General features: G+C 73.8%; 21 protein-coding genes. 16 read left to right on the plus strand and 5 right to left on the minus strand.

The window, feature by feature from the left end; all coding sequences use genetic code 11:
- From HLB15_RS04440 to HLB15_RS04450, 3 genes are all read left to right on the plus strand, one after another.
- Positions 1-568, plus strand: a 568-nt coding sequence (locus HLB15_RS04440) for a hypothetical protein (RefSeq protein ID WP_212759499.1), incomplete at its 5' end; no start/stop codon positions are given.
- Positions 562-1,785 carry a CHAT domain-containing protein gene (locus tag HLB15_RS04445; RefSeq protein ID WP_171104099.1) on the plus strand — a complete coding sequence of 408 codons (1,224 nt, stop codon included), beginning with the start codon at positions 562-564 and terminating at the stop codon, positions 1,783-1,785. The genes HLB15_RS04440 and HLB15_RS04445, both read left to right, overlap by 7 nt.
- Positions 1,786-1,790: 5 nt before the next feature.
- Positions 1,791-2,831 (plus strand): helix-turn-helix domain-containing protein, encoded by a 1,041-nt coding sequence (locus tag HLB15_RS04450; RefSeq protein ID WP_171104100.1) that lies wholly within the window; start codon positions 1,791-1,793, stop codon positions 2,829-2,831.
- Positions 2,832-2,835: 4 nt separating this feature from the next.
- On the opposite strand, the gene HLB15_RS04455 is transcribed toward HLB15_RS04450, so the two are convergent.
- Entirely contained in the window at positions 2,836-3,627 is a 792-nt protein-coding gene (locus HLB15_RS04455) for a maleylpyruvate isomerase N-terminal domain-containing protein (protein WP_171104101.1), read from the minus strand.
- Between the two features lie 133 nt (positions 3,628-3,760).
- On the opposite strand from HLB15_RS04455, the gene HLB15_RS04460 reads away from it, so the two are divergent.
- Complete coding sequence (locus HLB15_RS04460; RefSeq protein WP_171104102.1) at positions 3,761-4,357, plus strand: N-acetyltransferase; 597 nt, start codon at positions 3,761-3,763, stop codon at positions 4,355-4,357.
- Positions 4,358-4,393: 36 nt separating this feature from the next.
- Here the strand turns inward: HLB15_RS04460 and HLB15_RS04465 are convergent, their stop codons facing one another.
- Positions 4,394-4,963: a TetR/AcrR family transcriptional regulator gene (locus HLB15_RS04465; RefSeq protein ID WP_171104103.1), complete on the minus strand. Its 570-nt coding sequence runs from the start codon at positions 4,961-4,963 to the stop codon at positions 4,394-4,396.
- Between the two features lie 74 nt (positions 4,964-5,037).
- On the opposite strand from HLB15_RS04465, the gene HLB15_RS04470 reads away from it, so the two are divergent.
- Positions 5,038-5,610 carry a dihydrofolate reductase family protein gene (locus tag HLB15_RS04470; protein ID WP_171104104.1) on the plus strand — a complete coding sequence of 191 codons (573 nt, stop codon included), beginning with the start codon at positions 5,038-5,040 and terminating at the stop codon, positions 5,608-5,610.
- Between the two features lie 13 nt (positions 5,611-5,623).
- Here the strand turns inward: HLB15_RS04470 and HLB15_RS04475 are convergent, their stop codons facing one another.
- Positions 5,624-6,085, minus strand: coding sequence for a MarR family winged helix-turn-helix transcriptional regulator (locus HLB15_RS04475; RefSeq protein WP_212759500.1), 462 nt, complete (start codon positions 6,083-6,085; stop codon positions 5,624-5,626).
- 131 nt (positions 6,086-6,216) lie between these two features.
- Between HLB15_RS04475 and HLB15_RS04480 the strand changes: the two genes are divergently transcribed.
- From HLB15_RS04480 to HLB15_RS04495, 4 genes are all read left to right on the plus strand, one after another.
- Positions 6,217-7,311 carry an LLM class flavin-dependent oxidoreductase gene (locus HLB15_RS04480; protein WP_171104105.1) on the plus strand — a complete coding sequence of 365 codons (1,095 nt, stop codon included), beginning with the start codon at positions 6,217-6,219 and terminating at the stop codon, positions 7,309-7,311.
- Complete coding sequence (locus HLB15_RS04485; protein ID WP_171104106.1) at positions 7,308-7,919, plus strand: NAD(P)H-dependent oxidoreductase; 612 nt, start codon at positions 7,308-7,310, stop codon at positions 7,917-7,919. The genes HLB15_RS04480 and HLB15_RS04485 overlap by 4 nt, the downstream gene beginning before the upstream one ends.
- 118 nt (positions 7,920-8,037) lie before the next feature.
- The gene (locus HLB15_RS04490; protein ID WP_171104107.1) at positions 8,038-8,667 is read left to right on the plus strand and encodes a hypothetical protein; all 630 of its coding nucleotides are present in this window, start codon (positions 8,038-8,040) and stop codon (positions 8,665-8,667) included.
- 77 nt (positions 8,668-8,744) lie between these two features.
- Positions 8,745-8,918 carry a CsbD family protein gene (locus tag HLB15_RS04495; protein ID WP_171104108.1) on the plus strand — a complete coding sequence of 58 codons (174 nt, stop codon included), beginning with the start codon at positions 8,745-8,747 and terminating at the stop codon, positions 8,916-8,918.
- 14 nt (positions 8,919-8,932) lie between these two features.
- Here the strand turns inward: HLB15_RS04495 and HLB15_RS04500 are convergent, their stop codons facing one another.
- Positions 8,933-9,931, minus strand: coding sequence for a LacI family DNA-binding transcriptional regulator (locus HLB15_RS04500; RefSeq protein WP_171104109.1), 999 nt, complete (start codon positions 9,929-9,931; stop codon positions 8,933-8,935).
- A gap of 145 nt (positions 9,932-10,076) precedes the next feature.
- On the opposite strand from HLB15_RS04500, the gene HLB15_RS04505 reads away from it, so the two are divergent.
- The 5 genes from HLB15_RS04505 (at position 10,077) to HLB15_RS24695 (ending at position 16,531) form a co-directional block, all read left to right on the plus strand.
- The gene (locus tag HLB15_RS04505; protein WP_171104110.1) at positions 10,077-11,408 is read left to right on the plus strand and encodes an ABC transporter substrate-binding protein; all 1,332 of its coding nucleotides are present in this window, start codon (positions 10,077-10,079) and stop codon (positions 11,406-11,408) included.
- Positions 11,409-11,410: 2 nt separating this feature from the next.
- Complete coding sequence (locus HLB15_RS04510) at positions 11,411-12,331, plus strand: carbohydrate ABC transporter permease (RefSeq protein WP_171104111.1); 921 nt, start codon at positions 11,411-11,413, stop codon at positions 12,329-12,331.
- Positions 12,328-13,161, plus strand: coding sequence for a carbohydrate ABC transporter permease (locus HLB15_RS04515; RefSeq protein ID WP_229785663.1), 834 nt, complete (start codon positions 12,328-12,330; stop codon positions 13,159-13,161). The genes HLB15_RS04510 and HLB15_RS04515 overlap by 4 nt, the downstream gene beginning before the upstream one ends.
- A gap of 21 nt (positions 13,162-13,182) precedes the next feature.
- Positions 13,183-15,696 (plus strand): family 78 glycoside hydrolase catalytic domain, encoded by a 2,514-nt coding sequence (locus tag HLB15_RS04520; RefSeq protein WP_171104112.1) that lies wholly within the window; start codon positions 13,183-13,185, stop codon positions 15,694-15,696.
- 79 nt (positions 15,697-15,775) lie between these two features.
- Complete coding sequence (locus tag HLB15_RS24695) at positions 15,776-16,531, plus strand: DUF427 domain-containing protein (protein ID WP_229785662.1); 756 nt, start codon at positions 15,776-15,778, stop codon at positions 16,529-16,531.
- Here HLB15_RS24695 and HLB15_RS04530 read toward each other — a convergent pair whose 3' ends face one another.
- Positions 16,532-17,254, minus strand: coding sequence for a class I SAM-dependent methyltransferase (locus HLB15_RS04530; RefSeq protein ID WP_212759501.1), 723 nt, complete (start codon positions 17,252-17,254; stop codon positions 16,532-16,534).
- A gap of 266 nt (positions 17,255-17,520) precedes the next feature.
- Between HLB15_RS04530 and HLB15_RS04535 the strand changes: the two genes are divergently transcribed.
- Together HLB15_RS04535 and HLB15_RS04540 are read left to right on the plus strand one after the other, a co-directional pair.
- A complete protein-coding gene (locus HLB15_RS04535; RefSeq protein WP_171104113.1) occupies positions 17,521-17,910 on the plus strand; it encodes a hypothetical protein in 390 nt (129 codons plus the stop codon).
- A complete protein-coding gene (locus HLB15_RS04540) occupies positions 17,811-18,125 on the plus strand; it encodes a hypothetical protein (protein WP_376699398.1) in 315 nt (104 codons plus the stop codon). Before HLB15_RS04535 ends, HLB15_RS04540 begins: the two co-directional genes overlap by 100 nt.
- The last annotated feature ends 24 nt before the right edge of the window (positions 18,126-18,149 follow it).

An 18,149-nucleotide genomic window follows, 5' to 3' on the forward strand; every position in this document is an offset into this window, starting at 1 on the left:
CCCCGAGGCCGAGGCCGACGCGTACGCGGTGCTCGGCCTCGCGCTCGACGAGGCGGGGCGCGGCGAGGAGGCGCTCGCGGCGCACGACCGCGCCAGGCAGCTCGCCACGACGCCCACCGACCGGGTGCGCGTCGATGTGCGCCGGGCCGTCGCGGCGTACAACGCGGCGCTGCGCACGAACGCCGCCGGCACCCCCGAACATGACCGCGCGGTCGACATCGCGGTGCCCTGCGCCCTCGCCGCCGACGCCGTCCGCTACGGCCTGCGGCCCGGCGAGCTGCGCGAGGCGTGGGCGGCCGAGGCGGCCCGGATCCTCGACGTCGCCCTGCGGACCCTCACGGTCGCCGGCCGCGAGGACGAGGTGCTCGACCTCCTGGAGCACGTCGCCGCGAGCGCCACCCTCGACCCGGTGGTCGCCGAGCCGGGGCCTGGCACCGACCTGCTCGCTGTCGCGCCCCGCGTACGGACCCGCCCGCACGGCCGCAGCGCCCTCGCCTGGGCCCTGGACGCCGCGCAGGAGCGCTACGGCGTCGCCGTCCGGGGCCAGGAGGTGGTCGACGCGTGGTGACCGGCCAGGACCCGACGGTGCAGGTCAAGTACGTCGACACCGCCGAGGGCGGCCTCTGGGTGACGTGGCGCTGGCAGGACGCGCTCGACGAGCCCCGGCTGTGGGGCGTCCCGCCGCCCCTGCCGGCGCTCGACGCGTGGCGCCGCGCCGTCCCCCGCCCGTCCGACGGCGAGCCGGTGCGCGACGCGCTGCGGCGGTCCTGGGCGGTGCTCGGCGACGTCGAGCAGGAGACGGCGCTCACGGGCGCGCTGACCGCGGCCCTGGTGCCCCCGCGGCTCGGTGCCGAGCTGGAGCACCGCTTCGCGCAGGGTCTGCGCCCGCACGTGCGCGTCCAGGCCTCGCCGGCGCTGGCCGCCGTGCCGTGGGAGGCCCTGCGCATCGACGACAGCGAGCGCCTCGTGCACCGCTGCGACGTGTCGGTGCTGCTGCCCGCGTCGATCCGCCGGTCGCCCGCCCGCGTCCCGTCGCCCGTGCGGCCCGGCGGACCCGTCGTCGCGACCGTCGACCCCGTCGTGCCCGGCGGCGTCGCCGGCCTCGAACCGGTGCTGCGCCGCGCGGAGCCCCTGGTCGAGGCCGTGCTCGCGCGGCACGGCGACCGGCTGCGGGGCGCACCGGCCGAGGCACCCGTCCGCCCCCGCACGAGCCGCACGCAGCTTCGCGAGCACCTCGCCGACGCCGCCCGCTACCTGTACGTCGGGCACGTGACCGCGGGCGCCTACGCCCTGGGCACCGGCCTGCACCTCACCGACGGCCCGGAGGCCGCCGGCCGTGCCCCGCTCGTGGACGGCGTGCACCGCCCGCTGCTCGCCGCGGACATCGCGCTCGACGGGTGGACGGCGCCCGCCCGTGTCGCGCTCGTCGGCTGCTCGTCCGGCGCCGACACCGCCTACGCCGACCCGACCGGCCTCGTGGCCGCGTTCACCGCGCGCGGCGCCGAGCACGTGACCGCGACCCGCTGGACCCTGCCGACGGACACCGGGCTGGAGGTGATCGCGGGTGTCACGGGCATCGACGCCTTCGCCCGGGCGGTCGTCGCGGTCGACGCGGCGCACGAGGCCGCCGACCCCGTCGCGGCGCTCAACGCGTGGCAGCGCGAGCAGGCCGACGCCTGGGAGCGCACGGGCGAGGCCGCGTTCTCCCCCATCGTGTGGGCGGCGTTCGGCACGGCGTGGAACGACCGGGGCTTGCCTCTCGAGCCGCTCGAGGTCCCAGGGTGAGGGGCATGGACACCCACGAGAGCACCCAGCACCCCACCCTCTACCCGATCGGCGACGTCGCGCGCCGGACCGGCCTGAGCGTCAGCGCCGTCCGGTTCTACGCCGACGAAGGCGTCGTCCCGCCCGCCGAGACCACGCCGGCCGGGCACCGGCTGTACGGCGCGGTCGAGATCGCACGGCTGGAGTTCGTCCGCACGCTGCGCGAGCTCGGCTCCGGGCTGGAGCAGATCCGCCGGCTGCTGACCGGGCAGACCGAGCTGCGCTACCTGCTGGCCGAGCACCTCGACGTCGTCGAGCGGCAGGGCGCGGAGCTGCGGGCGCGGCGCGCCGCGCTGCGCGCGCTGGTGCGCGAGGAGGACCCGGAGGCGCGGGTCGCGCTGCTGACCCGGCTCGCCGCGCTGCCGGACCACGAGAGGGAACGGCTGGTCGACGACTTCTGGCGCGAGGTCACCGACGGTCTGCCCGCCGACGTCGCCGACCGTGCCCTGGGCGCGCGCCCGCGCCTCCCCGACGACCCGACCGCCGCTCAGCTCGACGCGTGGGTCACGCTCGCCGAGCTGCTCCAGGACACGTCGTTCCGGACCGCGACGCGCAGCTACCTCCGGGAGACCTACGCGGACGGTCCGGGATCCGTCGTCGCCACGGAGCCGGTCCACGGCGCGATCACGACGCTCGGCGAGGAGGTGATGACGCGGCTCCTGGCCGCGCACGCCAGCGGGCTGCCCGGTGACGATCCCCACGCCGTCGCGCTGGCCGACCGGGTGGTGCGCCGCACCGCCGAGGCGATCGGCGTCCCCGCCGACGACGCGGTGCGCGAGCGCGTCGCCACCGGCTACGAGCGGATGGCCGACGTGGTGCGCACGGCGCTGCGGGATCCGGCGTACCAGGCCACGCAGCGGCGGTACCTGGACCTGGTCGCCGTGATCAACGGAGTGGCGGCTCCCGACGCGGAGCTCGAGGCGGCGGCCGGCCCGGATGCCGCCGGGAGCCTGCGCCTGGCCGAGCTCGGCCCGTGGCTCGCCCGCGCCGTCCGCGCGGGGGCTTGACCGGTCAGTCCGCGACGTGCGCGGTGTGGTCGAGCCAGTGCCGCACCAGCGCGGCGTCGCCGTCGACCTGGAGACCGGCGTCCGCCACCGGCAGGCGCCGGGTGAGGGCGAGCAGGAGCGGACCGGCCGGTCCGGTCACCGTCGCGTCGGCCGGACCGGCCCCGGCCCCGGCCCGCCACACCGCGCCCGCCGGGCGGCGTTCGACCTGCCAGGCGTCCCCGGTGTCGTCGGCCCGCCACTGCAGCGTCTGCCCCGTGCCCTGGAGCGCGCTCGCCGACTCGGGCCGCGCCATCGCCCAGGTCAGCGAGACCAGCATCGCGAGGTGGTGGTCGACGAGCGCCGCGGCGACGTCGGCCGCCACCTCGGGCGCGCGGTCGGCGGCGAGCGCGCCGTCGGCCCCGTGCACCACGGCCTCGTTGAGGACGTTCAGCAGCCAGAAGAGGCTGCCCTCGCGGTCGTCCCCCGCGGCGTTGAGCACGGGCGCGGCGAGCGCGTCGTCGGCGAAGGCGGTCACGACGCGCTGCGCGGACTCCTCGAACCAGCCCGCCCACGCGCCGGGGTCCGCGGGGGCCTGAGGGCTCTGCGCGGGCAGGTCGGCGAAGTCCGTGACCCGCCGCTCCATGATCTCGGCGGTCCAGTGCTGCGTGCCGCCGACGTGGGTGACGAGGTCGGCGACGGTCCAGGCCGGGGTGGTCGGCACGGGCGTCCGCGGTCCGGCGGCCGACGCCGCCTCCGCGAGCCGGCGGGTGTGCTCCGTGATCGCGCGCCGTGCGCGGTCGGGTGTGAGGTGAGGCATCAGGGTTCCCTCCAGGGGTTCTGGTCTGCCCGTGCCGACCGGGTGGGCGACCGGAACTCATCGGCGGCCGTGAAAACCCTTCGAGGTCCGGTCCCGGCCCCGCCTAGGGTGCGAGGGACGAGAGGGAGCCCCGATGACCCTGCGCGAACCGAGGAGCATGCCGCGGACCGACGAGCTCGCGCTGCGCCCGATCACGGCCGACGACGCGGCGCGCGACCACGACGCCGTCATGGAGACGCGCGCGGACCTGCGCCTCTGGGAGCAGTCGGCCTGGCCGGAGGACGACTTCACCGTCGAGGCCAACCGCGCCGACCTCGTCGGACTGCAGGAGCGGCACGCCGCCGGGCACGCCTTCACCTACACGGTGCTCGACCCGGCGAGCCCCGACGCCGCCGACCCGCGCAGCCTCGGCTGCGTCTACGTCTTCCCGACGACCGCGGCGTTCCTCGCGCGCTCCCGTGTCACACCGCTCGGCGACGACGCCTGGGACGACGTGCAAGCCGTCGTGTACTTCTGGGTCCGGACCTCACGCACGGCCGACGGGCTCGACCGGCGCCTCCTGGAGGCGCTCCGCGGGTGGTTCGCCGCGGGCTGGGGCCTCGAGCGCACCGTGTTCGTGACCAACGAGCAGCTCACCCAGCAGGTCGGGCTGCTCGACCGCAGCGGGCTGACCCGGCGGTTCACGCTCGTCGAGCCCGGCAAGGACGGCGCCTACCTCGTGTACGGCTGAGGCGCCGGACGGCCCCGGGCCGAGGACCGACCCGGCTCACTCGGGCAGCAGCCCCGCGACGAGCGCGTCGATGACGTCGTCGACCGGCAGGTCCGGGTCGATCGGCGTCGTGAGCCGGTCCAGCAGCAGGCCGTCGATCGCGTAGTGGAACAGCGCGATCTCCCGCCGGCCGCCCGGGAGCCCCGCCTGCTCGTTGAACGCGACGTCGCCGTCGAGACCCGCACGCAGCCAGGGCGCGAGCACCGCGGCGAGCTCGGGCCGGCGGGCGGAGTCCAGGCGCAGCTCGAAGAGGGCGCGCGTGACGTCCGGCTCGGCGGTCAGCCGGCGCACGATGTCACGCAGGTACTCCGCGAACAGCGCGCGGCTCGGCGTCCGCCCGGCGCGGCCGGCGAGGTCCTCCGGGGACGGCGCGAGGCGCTGCCCGATCCGCTCGAACAGCCCGGAGACGAGGGCGTCCCGGCTGCGGAAGTAGTTCGACGTCGTCCCGGTCGGCACCCCGGCCTCGCCGTCGATCGCGCGGTGGGTCAGCCCGCGGGCACCCTCCCGGGCGAGCACGGCGATGCCGGCGTCAGCCAGTGCGGCGCGGCGGACGGAGTTGGTGGCCATACGGACGAGGGTAGCGCGAAGCACTACATCTGTTGTAGTTTCCAGCCACTGCACCTGTAGTGATCGGAGGATCGATGCGCGAGCTCACCTACTACGTCGCCGTCAGCCTGGACGGCTACATCGCCGGGCCGGACGGCCAGTTCGACGCCTTCCTGGCGGAGGGCGACCACATGGCGCCGATCTGGGCGCGCTACGGCGGCACCGCCCCGACGCGGCTCGCCGAGGCCGTGGGCCTGCCGCTGGACGACAGCCCGTTCGACACGGTCCTCATGGGCTGGAACACCTACGCCGTCGGCCTGCCGGACCTGCCGAGCCCGTACGAGCACCTGCGCCAGGTCGTGTTCACGCGCTCGCACGAGGGGCCGGCGGGCAGCGAGGCCGTGACCTTCACGGACGCCGACCCGGTGGAGACCGTGCGCGCGCTCAAGCAGGAGGACGGGAAGGGCATCTGGCTGTGCGGGGGCGGGTCGCTGGCCGCGGCGCTCGCGGGCGAGATCGACCGGCTGGCCCTCAAGATCAACCCCGTGGTGCTCGGCGCCGGCGTCCCGCTGTTCGGCGGGCGCGGCTACGCGCCGCGGCAGTGGAAGCGCGCGGACGTCCAGGCGTTCGGCTCGGGCGTGCTGCTCGCGGAGTACGCCCGGGCGTGAGACCGGCGGGGGCTCAGCGCCCCCGCCCCACTTCCGGGTCGAGGTCGAGCCGCGACCACACCCGGGCCAGCGCACGGACGTCCTCGTCGTCGAGGCGGTCGAGGAAGAGGCGGCGGATGTCCGCGTGCTGGCGGCGCCAGGCCCTGCGCATCAGCGACCGCCCGTCCTCGGTGAGCGTCGCGACGTAGCCGCGCCCGTCCTCCTCGATCCGCCGGCGCTCGATGAGCCCGCGCCGCTCGAGCCGGTCCGCCATCCGCGTGAAGCCGCCGGTCGACATGACGCGCCGCCGGGCCAGCTCCGACATCCGCATCCCGTCCCGGCCTACCTCCCCCAGCAGGGCGAGCACGCTGTACTCGGCCATGCTCACGCCGAGGGGCGCGAGGCCCTCCTCGATCTCGCGCCAGATGTGGTCGTGCGCGTAGAGGAAGCCCCGCCAGGCCTCGTCCTCGAGGGCGGTGAGGCGTGGCGTCGTCATGCCGGGATCCTATCCGCGACCCGCTCGCCGCGCGGCGGAATATCTGCCTGCGCAGACAGTTATACGGAGACGGCGGCACGCCGTCGCACGCACCACCCATCCGGACCGCACACGAGAGACAGGTAATCGCGATGACCACCGAGACCCGCCCGGAGCGGGACCGCTCGCCGTTCGAGATCGGCTTCATGACCTTCGTGGAGATCACCGAGGACCCGGCGACGGGCCGGGCCCCCTCCCCTCACCGCCGCGCCCGCGACACCATCGAGCAGGCACGGCTCGCCGACCAGGTGGGCCTCGACCTGTTCGCCGTCGGGGAGCACCACCGCACCGACTTCGTGGGGTCGGCCCCCGCGATGGTGCTGGCCGCGGCGGCCGAGGCGACGGAGCACATCCGCCTGAGCAGCTCCGTCACCGTGCTCAGCTCGGACGACCCGGTCCGCGTGTGGGAGCAGTTCGCCACCCTCGACCAGTTCTCCGGCGGGCGCGCCGAGATCATCGCGGGCCGCGGCTCCTACACCGAGTCGTTCCCGCTGTTCGGCTACGACCTGGCCGACTACGCGGACCTGTTCCGCGAGAAGCTGGAGCTGTTGCTGGCCATCCGGGACCGCAACCCCCTCACCTGGCGCGGCCGGTTCCGCCCGCCGCTCGAGGCCGCCGACATCGGCCCGCGTGCCCTGCAGGACGAGCTGCCGGTCTGGGTCGGCGTCGGCGGCACGCTCGCGTCCGCCGTCGCGACCGGGCGGCTCGGCCTGCCGATGGCCATGGCGCTCCTGCTCGGCCCGCTGACCTACCACGAGCAGACGGTCGACATGTACCGGGCGGCGGCCGAGCAGGCCGGCCACGACCCGGCCACGCTGCGCACCAGCATCAACGTGCACGGCCACGTCGCGCGCACCAGCCAGGGCGCGCGGGACACGATGTACCCGGCGTTCGCCCGCGGGATGATGGAGAACAACCACCAGCGGGGCCGCGGCTTCCAGATGCCGCGCGCCGCGTTCGACGCGCAGACCTCGCCCGCGGCGGGTCTGGTCGTGGGGAGCCCGCAGGAGGTCGTCGACAAGCTGCTCGCCTACCACGAGGTGTACGGGCTCGACCGGGCCCTGATCCAGGTCGGGTTCGGCGGCATGGCGCAGAAGGACGTGCTCGAGGCGATCGAGCTGCTCGGCACCGAGGTGGCACCCGTCGTGCGCCGCGAGGTCGCCGGGCGGACGGCGAGCGTCGCATGAGCGCCGTGACCACGGACCGGACGCCGGTGGACGAGGGCCTCGGACCCGTCCTGCGCGTGGTGGTCGTCAACGGCAGCCCCAGCGAGAGGTCGAAGACGGTGGGGCTCGTGGACGTCGTGCTCGGCACGCTCGAGACGGCGCTCGCACGGCACGGCGTGACCGTCGACGCCCACCGGATCGACGTCTACCGGCTGGGCCCGGACTTCACGGGTGCCGTCGAGCGCGACGGCGTGGTCCCCGCCGTCGAGGAGGTTCTGCGCCAGGCCGAGCAGGCGGACCTCCTCGTCGCCGCCACGCCCGTCTTCCGCGGGTCCTACACCGGCCTGTTCAAGCACTTCTTCGACCTGGTGGACCAGTACGCCCTGGCGAACAAGCCCGTGCTGCTGGCCGCGACCGGCGGCGGGGAGCACCACGCCCTCGTGCTGGAGCACGCGCTGCGCCCGCTGTTCGGCTTCTTCCAGGCGCTCACCGTGCCCGTGGCGGTGTTCGCGTCGTCCGGCGACTTCGACGGCACGACCCTTCTCACGCCGCGTGTCTACGGCCGCGTCGAGATGGCGGTCGACGACGTCGCGGGCCTGCTCGCCGAGCGCGCGCGACAGGAGGCGTGACGGGGTCCCGGTCCGGTGCGGCGGCACCGGACCGGGACCCGCCGCACTTCACGTGACATCTCCGGGTGAAGCACTACGCTGTGGCCCGACCTACACGACGCGCGGCTGGGGCAGGGGTATGGCGGACGGATCTTCCGACTCGAGGACGTCGATCATCGTGGCGCTCATCGTCGCGGCCAGTACGGTCCTCGCGGCCGTCATCGGCCTCTTCTCCGGGGCGGTGGAGATCCCGTCGCTCACGGGCAGGCCGGGGTCGTCCGAGCTCGAGCAGACGGTACAGGCGCTCGAGGGCAAGGTGAACGAGCTCGAGCAGCGCAACGGCGAGCTCGAGGACCAGCTCGCCGAGGCGTCGAGCGTCGGCACCGGGTCCGACACGGCGAGCACGGCGGACGACGACGTGGAGATCGTCCGGCAGACGGACGGACCGCTCCACCTGGACAACTACTCCTGCATCACGCTCGACAGCACCGCGCCCGACTGGGACGCCACCGACTACCAGGGCGACTTCTGCCTCAGCAGCGGCTTCGTCGAGGGCGAGAACCTCACGGTGTTCGACGACGAGCCCAGTCACGCGGACTGCGACGCCCGCACCCAGCTGACGTCGTCCACGCCGTACGAGGGGCTCCTCGACAAGTACGTGTGCGTCGACTCCGACGGCGGACGCACAGCCCGGGTGCACTTCACGAAGATCGCGCCCGGCGCGGACAGCACCGAGATCGATGTCGAGGTCCTGGTCTGGAAGGAGTGACCCCCGTGCCGGTGGCGAGTGCCGCGCGCGCGGGTGACGGTGGGCTGGTACCACCCCACCGAGCACCGGAGGACACCATGGGCATGGACGACAAGATCAAGCACGCCGCCGAGGACGCGGGCGGCAAGCTCAAGGAGACCACCGGCCGCGCCACGGACGACGAGGAGCTGCAGGCGGAGGGCGAGGCCGACCAGACGAAGGCCAAGCTCAAGAAGGCGGGCGACGACGTCAAGGACGCCTTCACCGACTGAGCCCGCTGCCGGGCTCAGCCCCCGCTGCTCTCCCGCACCACGAGCCGGAACGGAGCCACCAGCGTCTCGGGCGGCATGTCCTCGCCCGCGAGCCGCCGGGCGATGCGCGTGAACGCCGTGTGCGCGATCCACCGCTTGTCCGGCGAGACGCTGGTGAGCGACGGCACCGAGTAGCGGCCGTCCTCGGCGTCGTCGAAGCCGACCACCGCGAGGTCGTCGGGCACGCGCAGCCCGGCGTCGTGGGCGGCCCGCAGGGCGCCGAGGGCGAGCGAGTCGGAGAAGCAGAAGACGGCGTCGGGCGGGTCGCCGCCGTCGACCAGGGAGTGCAGGACCGCGGCGCCGTAGCGCCGCCCGAACCCGCCGGTCAGCGGCATGCCGCCGGCCGGCACCGCGAGCCCCGCCTCCTCGAGCGCCGCCAGGTACCCCGCGGTGCGGAGCTCGACCGTGCCGTTGCCGTCGTCGCGCCAGCCGATCGCGGCGATGCGCCGGTGCCCGCGCTCGACGAGGTGCCGCACCGCGACCCGCGCCGCCTCGCGGTTGTCGATGGCGACGTGGTCGAAGCCCGGGACGTCGGTCTCGCCGAGGAACACCAGGGGGCTGTCGGGCAGGCGCGCCGTGACGTCGTCGGCCCGCAGGGCGATGGGGCTGAGCACGAGCGCGTCGAACAGCCCGCCACGCGCGGCGCGCGCCAGCAGCGACGTCTCGCGCTCGAGATCGCCGTCGGTCTGGTCGATGACGACCGTGAAGCCCCGCGCCGCGCCCTCCTCGACGAAGTCACGCGTCAGCTCGGCGAAGTACGGCGTCTCGAGGTCCGGCAGCATGAGGCCGATGAGGCCGGTGCGGCCGACCTTGAGGCTCCGGGCCATCTCGCTGGGCCGGTAGCCGAGTTGCTCGACGGCCTCGAGCACACGACGCCGGGTCGGCTCCGCGACGTGCACGAACCCGTTCACGACGTTCGACACCGTGCGCACCGAGACGCCTGCGGCCGCGGCGACCTCGCGCCGCGTCACCATGTGCGGTTCACCTCGAACCCTCCCCTCCCCGAGCGGAGCCTACGACGCCGACGGCTCTTGCATCGATTCAAAGCCACCCCTAGCATGTCGGCGAACCGGCGTTTGCATCGAGGCAAACGTACCCGGTGGCCACAAGGAGGTAGGCATGTTCACAGCACACGGTCACGGCCGAGGGCTCCGGCGGGGCCTCGCGGTCGGCGCTGCGGCGACGCTCGTCGGGTCGCTCGTCGCGGGGTGCTCCGGCGGTGCGGACAGCGGCGGCGCGGTCGAGATCAGCTACCTGGTCCCGAACGACGCGACAGGTGTCGAGTCGGCCGAGCGCCTCATCAGCGCGTTCGAGGAGGCGCACCCGGACATCGCCGTCGACCTGCAGACCCAGCCGGACGGCACGGAGGGTGACAACCTCACCAAGACCAAGCTCGCGACGGGCGAGATGGAGGACGTCTTCGTCTACAACACAGGCTCGCTGCTCCAGGCGCTCAACCCCGACCAGACGCTGACCGACCTCTCGGACGAGGAGTGGGTCTCGCACGTCTCCGACGACTTCCTCGACACGGTGCGCACCGACCAGGGTCTGTACGGCGCGCCGACCGGCTCCTCCTTCGGCGGCGGCATCCTCTACAACGTGCCGCTCTACGAGGAGCTCGGCCTCGAGGTGCCGGAGACCTGGGACGACTTCGTCGCGAACAGCGAGACGATCGCCCGCGAGCGCCCCGACGTCACGCCGGTGCTCCAGGCCTACGGCGAGACGTGGACGGCACAGATGCTGATCCTGGCCGCGCACGGATCGGTCGCGCAGGAGGACCCGGGCTGGGCCGAGAGGTTCACCGCGGGCGAGGCGAAGTTCGCGCAGGAGCCCGCGCTCGCGGGCTTTGAGCACCTGCAGGAGGTGCACGACGCGGGCCTGCTCAACGAGGACTTCGCGTCGCTGACGCACGACCAGGCGCTGCGGCAGCTCGCCGAGGGCGGCGCCGCGCACTACCCGATGCTCACCAACGCGGCGCCCGCCATCGCGCAGAACAACCCCGACGAGCTGGACGACGTCGGCTTCTTCGCCCTGCCTGCCGCCGACGCCGAGCACACCGCGGCGACGATCTGGCAGCCGGGCGCCGTCTACATCCCGAGCAGCACGACGGGCGAGGAGCTGGAGGCCGCGAAGACGCTCGTCGAGTTCATCACCTCCAGCCCCGAGGCGTGCGCGATCGCGCAGGACACCGGCGTCGCGACCGGCCCGTACGTGATCGACACCTGCCCGCTCGAGGACGGGGTGCCGCGCATGGTCGAGGACCTGCAGACCTACGTCGACGAGGACCGCGCCGAGCCGGCTCTGGAGTTCGTCTCGCCGGTCAAGGGCCCCAACCTGGAGAACATCGCGATCGAGGTGGGCTCGGGCATCCGGTCGGCCGCCGACGGCGCGGCCGCCTACGACGAGGACGTGCGCAAGCAGGCCCAGCAGCTCGGTCTCAGCGGCTGGTGACCATGACGACGCTCTCGCCACCCGGCACGCTCCTGCGCAAGGAGGCCGCCGGCACCACGCGTCGCCGGACCGACTCGAGCTACCCGCTGTGGTTCGCGGTCCCCGCCGCCGTGCTGTTCCTCGTGTTCTTCGCGGTGCCGACGTTCGCCTCGTTCTGGTTCAGCCTCACACGCTGGACGCTGTTCGACGTCGAGTTCATCGGGTTCGACAACTTCGTGCAGTTCTTCCGCGAGCCGCAGCTCGTCACGGGGTTCGTGAACACGCTGGTCTACGGCATCCTCACCAGCGGTGCCAAGGTCGTGCTCGGGCTGGCGCTGGGCGTGTTCCTCACCTCGCCGATCCTCGGCCGCGGCTACCTGCGGGCGATCGTGTTCTTCCCGGTGCTGGTGTCGACGATCGGCGTCGGCATCACGTTCAAGGTGCTGCTCGACCCGTTCGACGGCGTCGTGAACCGGGTGCTGGGCTGGTTCGGGGTCGACGGGCCGGGCTGGCTCACCGACCCCGACCTCGCCCTGCTCACCGTGGCCGCCGTCGACGTCTGGAAGGGTCTCGGCATCGCGACCCTGATCTTCATCGCCGGCATCGTCGCCATCCCGCAGGACTACTTCGAGGCCGCCCGGATGGACGGCGCGAGCGGCTGGCAGCAGTTCCGGCACATCACGCTCCCGCTGTCCATGCCCGCGACGGGGACCGTCGTCATCCTGTCGCTCATCGGCGGTCTGCGGTCCTTCGACCTCATCTGGGCGATGACGAACGGCGGGCCCGGGTTCACGAGCGACGTCATCGGCTCGGTCATCTACAAGCAGTACCAGGCAGGCTTCTACGGCCTCTCGACGGCGGGCAACGTGGTGCTCTTCGCCGTCGTCGCGGCCGTCATGGTCCCGGTGTCCCTGGCACTGCGACGACGGGAGCAGGAGCTGTGAGAACCCTTCGTCTGCGCCGCGCCGCCTACGGCGTGCTGGCGATCGTCGTGAGCGTGGTCGTCTTCCTCGTCCCGTTCGCGTTCATCGTGCTCACGGCGTCCAAGACGGCGCCCGACGCCTCCCAGCTCGAGTTCTCGCTGCCGCAGGACTGGGCGTTCCTCGACAACCTGGTCGAGGTCGTCAGCTACCGGGACGGGATCGTGCTGCGCGCGTTCGTCAACTCGGCCGTGCTCACCGTGCTCAGCGTGACCGCGATGGTGCTGCTGGCCGCGATGGTCGGCTACGTCACGCAGCGGCGCCGGTCGTGGCTCAACCCCGTCGTCGACACCATGGTGCTGGCCGGGCTCATCGTGCCGCCCGCCGTCGTGCCGACCGTGTGGGTGCTGCAGCGTCTCGAGCTGTTCAAGACCCTCGGCGGACTCGTGCTCATCGAGGTCACGTTCGGCCTCTCGTTCTGCATCCTGCTGTTCCGGGCGTTCGTCGCGACGATCCCCCGCGAGCTCGACGAGGCCGCGATCCTCGACGGCGCCGGCCCGGTCCGCCTGTTCTGGACGATGATCGTGCCGCTCCTGCGGCCCGTGATCATCACGGTGGTCGTGGTGCAGGCCGTCGCGGTGTTCAACGACTTCACCGGGCCCCTGTACTTCCTGCCCGGCGACGAGAACGCCACCGTGCAGCTCACGCTCTACAACTTCCAGGGCCAGTCGCTGAACCAGTACAACCTCCTGTTCATGGACATCCTGCTCATCACGATCCCGCCGCTCGTGCTGTACGTGTTCTTCAACCGGCAGATCGTCGCGGGCATGACCAACGGCGCCCTCAAGGGCTGACCCCTACCTCCGGAGAAGCCCATGACGCTCGCCACCACCCTGACGGCCGAGTCGCCGGTCGCCGTCCCCCGCCCGCGCCTGTCCTGGGTCACCGAGACCGAGGCTCCCGGCTGGACGCAGGCGCGCGCCGAGCTCGAGCTCGACGGCGACCGGCGGGTCACCCTCGAAGGCCGCGAGTCCGTGCTCGTGGCCTGGCCGTTCGCCGACCTCCTCCCCCACTCCCGGCACACGCTGCGCGTACGGGTCACGGGGTCGGACGGCGTGCCGGGGCCGTGGAGCGCGCCGCTCGACGTGACGACGACCTTCCTGGCCGACGGCGAGTGGGCCGCCCGGTTCGTCGAGCTCGCCGTGGCGCGGCGCGACGCCCAGCCGTTCCGCGTGCGGCGCGAGTTCCCGGTCGCCGAGGACCTCGTGCGCGCGACGCTGTTCGGCACGGCGCTCGGTGTCTACCAGGCACGGCTGAACGGGGCCGCGGTCGACGACCACCTCCTCAAGCCGGGCTGGACCCCGTACCGCGAGCGCCTCGTGCACGAGTCGACCGACGTGACGGCGCTCGTGCGGCCGGGGGCGGCGAACGCGCTCGCCGCCGACGTGGCGGGCGGCTGGTTCACCGAGCGGTGGTTCCTGCCCGAGCCGCGGTACGGCGCGCAGCCGTCCGTGGCGCTGCAGCTCCGCCTGGAGTACGCGGACGGCCGCGTCGAGCACGTCGTGACGGACGGCGACTGGCGCGCGACGGACGACGGACCCGTCGTGCGCAGCAGCCTGTACGACGGTGAGACGTACGACGCGCGCGCCGAGACGCCGGGCTGGGACCTGCCCGGCTTCGACGACTCCCGGTGGCAGCGCGTGCGGTTCGCCGCCGGGGCGCCCGTGCCCGTGGCCCGGACGGCGCCGCCGGTGCGGGTCTCCGAGACCGTGGCCCCTGTCGAGCGGCTGACGTCGCCGGGCGGGGCACAGCTCGTCGACCTCGGGCAGAACCTCGTGGGGCGGGTGCGCCTGCGGGTGACGGGACCGCGCGGCACCGTCGTCACGCTGCGGCACGCGGAGGTGCTGGAGCACGGTGAGCTCGGCGTCCGCCCGCTGCGGGCCGCCGAGGCGACCGACACCTACGTGCTGGCGGGTGACGCGGACGGGGAGGTGTGGGCGCCGGACACGACGTTCCACGGCTTCCGCTACGTCGAGGTGTCCGGTCTGCCCGCGGATGCGTGGGAGGTCGAGGCCGAGGTGGTGCACAGCGAGCTGCGGCGCACGGGGTGGTTCACGAGCTCGCACGCCCTGCTGGACCAGCTCCACGAGAACGTGGTGCGGAGCATGCGCGGCAACTTCCTGTCCGTGCCGACGGACTGCCCGCAGCGCGACGAGCGCCTGGGCTGGACGGGCGACATCCAGGTCTTCTCTCCCACGGCGGCCTTCCTGTTCGACACGCGGTCGTTCCTCGCCTCGTGGCTGGAGGACCTCACGATCGAGCAGGACGCCTCGGGCGCCGTGCCGTTCGTGGTGCCGAACGTGCTGGTCGAGGCGTCACGCCCGGCCGCGGCCTGGGGCGACGCCGCGACCGTCGTGCCGACGGTGCTCCACGAGCGCTACGGCGACGCCGGGGTCCTGGCGACGCAGTACGACAGCATGCGGGCCTGGACCGAGCACGTGCTGGGGCTGGCGGGCGAGACGCTGCTGTGGGACGAGGGCTTCCAGTTCGGCGACTGGCTCGACCCGGCGGCGCCGCCGGACGATCCGTTCCGGGCCATGACCGACCCCGGCCTGGTCGCGACGGCGTACCTCGTGCGGTCCTGCGACCTGACGGCGCGCGCGGCCGCCGTCCTCGGCCGGGACGACGAGGCACGCCGGTTCGCGGAGACCGCCGACCGCGCCCGGGCCGCGTTCGGCACCGCGTACGTCACCCGCGACGGTGACCTGACGTCGGCCTCGCAGACCGCCTACGCGCTGGCCCTCCGGTTCGACCTGGTCCGGGACGCGGCGCTGCGCGAGCGCCTGGGCCGGCGGCTGGCGGCTCTCGTGGAGAAGAACGGGTACCGGATCGGCACGGGGTTCGTGGGCACGCCGATCGTCGCCGACGCCCTGACCGACACGGGGCACCTGGAGACCGCCGCCCGCCTGCTGCTCGAGACCGGCAACCCGTCGTGGCTGTACCCGGTGACGATGGGCGCCACGACCATCTGGGAGCGCTGGGACTCGATGCTCGAGGACGGCACGATCAACCCGGGCGAGATGACGTCGTTCAACCACTACGCGCTGGGCGCCGTCGCCGACTGGCTGCACCGCACCGTCGCGGGCCTCGCCCCCGCGGAGCCCGGGTACCGGACGATCCTCGTCGCGCCCCGGCCGATCGCCGGGCTCGACCACGCCGAGGCCGCGCTCGACACGCCGTACGGGCGGGCGCGGGTGGCCTGGCGCCGCACGGGGGACGACGTCGTCGTCGAGGCGGACGTGCCCCCGAACGCGCGGGCGGTGGTGCGGCTGCCCGGTGCACCGCAGGAGACGGTCGGCTCCGGGCGGCACGCCTGGACCCTCGGGTGAAATAACCCCGCGGCCTGCGCGGTTGCCTCTCGCGTGACGGCGCGGGCCCCTCCGCGCGACCGACGACGAGAGGTTCTTCGTGCCCGACATCGTGACCAACCCGTTCGTGATCCCGGCCGGGACCGTCCAGCACGGCGTGACCCGTGTCCGGGCGGTCAGCCAGGGGACGGTGGTGGCCGACGCGGTCCCGCTGCTGGTGTGGGAGTACTCGTACGCGCCCCGGTACTTCTTCCGGCCCGGCGACCTGCGGGCCCAGCTGCGCCGGTCCGGGCTCGGCGAGCGCTCGCGCGTGCTCGGGCGCAGCGAGCTGTACGACGTCGTGCTCGGGGACCGCGTCCTGGCCGGCGCCGCGCAGCGGTATCCCGAGGCGCCGACCGAGGGCATGCGGGGCGCGTTCACGCTGACCTGGTCAGCGATGGACACCTGGTTCGAGGAGGACGAGGTGATCCACTTCCACGCCCGCAGCCCGTACGTGCGGGTCGACACGCTGCGCTCCTCCCGGCACGTGCGCGTGGTGGTCCGGGGCGAGGTGGTCGCCGAGTCGCGCCGTCCGGTCATGCTGACCGAGACCGGGCTGCCCGCGCGGTACTACCTGCCGCGGTCGGACGTGCGGATGGACCTGCTCACGCCCACCGACGCCGTGAGCTACTGCCCGTACAAGGGCACCGCGCGCTACTGGTCCGTCCGCGTCGGCGACCTCGCGCTGCACGACGCCGTGTGGGGGTACGAGACGCCGCTGCGTGAGGCGCACGGTGTCGCCGGGCTGGTGTGCTTCTGGCCGGAGCGGAGCCCCGAGCTCGAGGTGCTCGTGGACGGCGAGCGGATCGGGGTGTAGTCAGACGTCGGGCCGCAGCTCGAAGTCCCAGGCGATGACCTGCGACCGCCCGGCGTCGGCGGCGGACGACGCTTCCGGGACCCAGGACACCAGCTCCCAGATGTCCGGCGGGCCGGGGGGCAGCGGGGTCGGCTCCGGGTCCGGGCACGGCACGTACGGCGGGGCGAAGAGCTCCTCGCACGCGCGCACCACGAACCCGTGGGGCAGGGCCGCGCGCAGGTAGTCGCTCGTCTCGTGGCTGCCGCCGGGCATGTACCCGACGCGACCGTCCGGCGTCTGCTGGACCAGCGGGAACAGCGGCGAGCGCGCATAGTAGCCGCGCACGTCGAGCGTGATCAGGTGCCCGCCCGGCCGTATGACGCGCGCCGCCTCGGCGAAGAACGGCCGCAAATCCGACACGTGGCTCAGCGCCAGCGTGCACGTCACGTGGTCGACGTCACCGTCGGGCAGCGGCAGGGCGGCGAGGTCGCCCTCCAGGAGGGTCGCCTCCGGGACCGCGCGGCGGGCCAGCCCGAGCATGCCCGGGGAACCGTCGACACCGACGACGTCGTGCCCGCGGTCCAGGAGCTGCCGGGTCACCGCGCCGCTGCCGCACGCGGCGTCGAGCACCCGGCCCGTCGGAAGCGGGTCGAGCAGCGGGGCCAGCAGGTCGTCACGCATCGGGAAGCAGCTGTTGCCCTCGACGTCGTAGGTCGCGGACCAGCCGTCGTACCCGTCGCGCACCGAGATGGGGGAGACGTCGACCCCGGGGCCGATCTCGTCCGCACGGTCGAGCAGGCGGCGGATCTCGGCGATCCGCGCCTCGGTGAACTCGCGGCCGTGCTCGCCGGCGAACGCCCGCAGGAGGGCGACGCCCTCGAGGCCGAGGAGGTAGGCGAGCGGGTGCTGGTGGATGGGGAGGGCATGGGGGTGATGGTGGTGCGAGGTCGGGGCGGGGTCCAGGGAAAATCCGCCTTGACGGGCCCCGTCCGGTGCCCGAGGCTGTCGGCGTGACCCTGTCCGCCTACCTCGACCTCACCGTCGCCCAGGCGGAGCAGCAGTGGCGGGAGATCGTGACCCGCCCCGACCTGACCTCGGGGCCGGCCTCGGGACAGGGCCGGGTCAACCACCTGCCGGTCGAGACGCTGCTGGCCGGCGCAGTCCGGCTCGTCGCCAACGTGCGCGCCGGCGGTGGCGACCGGAAGTTCCCCTCCCCCGTGCCGGAGCTGGCCCGGCTGTTCCGGCGCAAGCCGAACGCCGTCGCGACGGCCTGCGGCCCACCCTCCTGCGCGCCGGGCACATCAAGCCGTGGCGTGACTCGACGGACGGCGAGCGCACCGACGTCGCCAACGGCGTCGCGGCCTGTCCCACGCACGACGCCGCCTTCGACGCCGGGCTGATGACGCTCGAGCTCGCGGACGACCACCTGACGGTCACGATGTCGCACCGGCTCCGTGCGGCCGCCTACCGCGTGCCAGAGACCGCCCGCTACTTCACGGGCGAAGGCTTGCGGCGAGAGATCGTGCTCGAGCCGCCCACGGTCGCCCCGTCAGAGAAGTACCTGCGGTGGCACCGCGAGCGCATCTTCACCCCTATGCATGCACCCAGCGGGTGAAAATTAGCGGGGTTACGTTCGCAG

The sequence above is a fragment of the Promicromonospora citrea genome (assembly GCF_013004695.1).
In the GTDB taxonomy this organism is placed as follows: Bacteria; Actinomycetota; Actinomycetes; order Actinomycetales; family Cellulomonadaceae; genus Promicromonospora; species Promicromonospora citrea.

Bases quoted from the DNA above. Each gene is read 5' to 3' on its own strand.
- HLB15_RS04450 (WP_171104100.1), top strand. From the start codon at position 1,791: ATGGACACCCACGAGAGCACCCAGCACCCCACCCTCTACCCGATCGGC.
- HLB15_RS04455 (WP_171104101.1), bottom strand. From the start codon at position 3,627: ATGCCTCACCTCACACCCGACCGCGCACGGCGCGCGATCACGGAGCAC.
- HLB15_RS04460 (WP_171104102.1), top strand. From the start codon at position 3,761: ATGACCCTGCGCGAACCGAGGAGCATGCCGCGGACCGACGAGCTCGCG.
- HLB15_RS04465 (WP_171104103.1), bottom strand. From the start codon at position 4,963: ATGGCCACCAACTCCGTCCGCCGCGCCGCACTGGCTGACGCCGGCATC.
- HLB15_RS04470 (WP_171104104.1), top strand. From the start codon at position 5,038: ATGCGCGAGCTCACCTACTACGTCGCCGTCAGCCTGGACGGCTACATC.
- HLB15_RS04475 (WP_212759500.1), bottom strand. From the start codon at position 6,085: ATGACGACGCCACGCCTCACCGCCCTCGAGGACGAGGCCTGGCGGGGC.
- HLB15_RS04480 (WP_171104105.1), top strand. From the start codon at position 6,217: ATGACCACCGAGACCCGCCCGGAGCGGGACCGCTCGCCGTTCGAGATC.
- HLB15_RS04485 (WP_171104106.1), top strand. From the start codon at position 7,308: ATGAGCGCCGTGACCACGGACCGGACGCCGGTGGACGAGGGCCTCGGA.
- HLB15_RS04490 (WP_171104107.1), top strand. From the start codon at position 8,038: ATGGCGGACGGATCTTCCGACTCGAGGACGTCGATCATCGTGGCGCTC.
- HLB15_RS04495 (WP_171104108.1), top strand. From the start codon at position 8,745: ATGGGCATGGACGACAAGATCAAGCACGCCGCCGAGGACGCGGGCGGC.
- HLB15_RS04500 (WP_171104109.1), bottom strand. From the start codon at position 9,931: ATGGTGACGCGGCGCGAGGTCGCCGCGGCCGCAGGCGTCTCGGTGCGC.
- HLB15_RS04505 (WP_171104110.1), top strand. From the start codon at position 10,077: ATGTTCACAGCACACGGTCACGGCCGAGGGCTCCGGCGGGGCCTCGCG.
- HLB15_RS04510 (WP_171104111.1), top strand. From the start codon at position 11,411: ATGACGACGCTCTCGCCACCCGGCACGCTCCTGCGCAAGGAGGCCGCC.
- HLB15_RS04520 (WP_171104112.1), top strand. From the start codon at position 13,183: ATGACGCTCGCCACCACCCTGACGGCCGAGTCGCCGGTCGCCGTCCCC.